Origin of the sequence: Aetokthonos hydrillicola CCALA 1050 (genome assembly GCF_017591665.1) — a bacterium.
GTDB lineage: Bacteria > Cyanobacteriota > Cyanobacteriia > Cyanobacteriales > Nostocaceae > Aetokthonos > Aetokthonos hydrillicola.
On the sequence record NZ_JAAKGC010000164.1, the window covers coordinates 1 to 1,740 of the forward strand.

General features: G+C 36.1%; 1 protein-coding gene and 1 pseudogene. One reads left to right on the top strand and one right to left on the bottom strand.

The features are described 5' to 3' along the window. Positions 1-898, bottom strand: an 898-nt coding sequence (locus tag G4P69_RS34180; protein ID WP_208354359.1) for an N-acetylmuramoyl-L-alanine amidase, incomplete at its 3' end; no start/stop codon positions are given. A 288-nt stretch (positions 899-1,186) separates the two neighbouring features. On the opposite strand from G4P69_RS34180, the pseudogene G4P69_RS34185 reads away from it, so the two are divergent. Further along, a pseudogene (locus G4P69_RS34185) lies at positions 1,187-1,740 on the top strand (hypothetical protein); the annotation flags it as partial.

The following is a 1,740-nucleotide window of genomic DNA, read 5'->3' on the forward strand; positions in this document are numbered from 1 at the left end:
CAGTTATTAAACCATTCTGAAGTTGAAATTTCTTAACCATGACTTCCATTTGGGGAGTATAAAGACCATTAATCTCGACACCCAGGCGATATTGCAAGTACCTAACGACAGGTCCACCTGCATGATTGACTCTAATCATCCGCTTGGCTAAAATTAGATTAATTGCCTTCCAAGTCGCCTCGTCGATAATTCTTGTTTGTTCAATTCCCGCTATCTCTTGAAATTTTTGAATTGCTGATGACGTTGCTACCCCAAGTACGTTATCTTCAACCAAAGGTTTATTCTTTTTGTCGGTAATTTTTAGTCTATTTAAAGCTTTTTGTAGTCTCAAGACGGTTGTATCGACATTCTGTTCTTCATCTTTCATAAAGCTAGCGGAATTGGTTGGCAATTGACCAGTTAAACCTTTGACAATCGCATTTGCTATTGCTTCTGTATTTAAAATATTCATATCCTTTGGTGCATCACAGAAACAACATTCCACAAGAATTGCTGGCATCTCCGTATTTCTTAGAACAAATAAGTGAGTACCGCTTTTAATGCCGCGATTAAAAAATCCTAACTTGACAATTTCATCTAGTACTGGCTTAGCTATTCTAGTAGCTTTATCACTAATAGCATAAACTTCTGTACCATTTGCTTGACGATTAAATCCATTAAAATGAATCGAGAGATAAAGATCAACTTTGGCGTTGTTTGCAGTATCACATCTTTTCGATAGTGATTCACGAACTGTGTTAGCCTGGCTTGGCGTACATTCTACGACTTCATGTCCTAGAGCCTTTAATTTTGATATAACTTGAGTTCCCACATCGAGAGTTAGCACATCCTCTTGCTTTATACCAGTAACTCCAGTGTCAGGAGGACAATTGTGACCAATATCAATTCCAAATTTCATAGTATGCACCTCAAATTCGTTGTTAATGATGAGTTCTCAAAAAGAATCACTAACAATCTTGTTCATCAATTACCTGTTTGCTAAATCACCAAAAAATGGCTTAAGCAAACATTCTATTATATAGAGATTCTTCATCATAAGTTATAAATTTACGACTGTCTATTCTGAACCAATTTAATCTTTTTTAAAAACTTATCTATCGTTATTACATTTTTCCATAAAACGTCTTCTGTGTTCAACAATAAATTGTTGTTTTAAAAAGCACAAATAACTGAACAACTGGCTGTCATGTTTGACCATAAAACCCCAATAGATGTTAGGATACGGTTTGAGGCTCGAAAACCTATTACAGACCCTACTCTTGGCATCCCTGTTAATATCTCTAGAATAGGCACTCCTCGTAATCGTTTGGTTGCTATCGGGGATTCAGTTACACAGGGCTTTAAAAGCGGAGGCATTTATGACACAAAACTATCCTATCCAGCAATTATTGCTAGAGAAATGGGTTGGAATTCATTACGTTATCCAACTTATGATGGACCTGAAGATGGATTACCTCTTAACATTGAACGGCTAGCTGAGAATTTACAGCGTTCCTTTGGAAATAGTATCGACTGGTTTGATTTTTTACAAGCTTTGTTAGCTTTGTTAAAAAATTTACGTAAATCCCAAAATTATTGGGAACAAGGAGAAGGTTCTGTATATCCTATCAAGGAACAGATAAATCACAACCTAGCAGTTTATGGTTGGGATTTGCGTAATACTTTATCACGTAACGCAGATATCTGTATTGATGTACTCAAGAAAAACCCGCCAAAAATTTCCTTAGAGGGTATTCATCC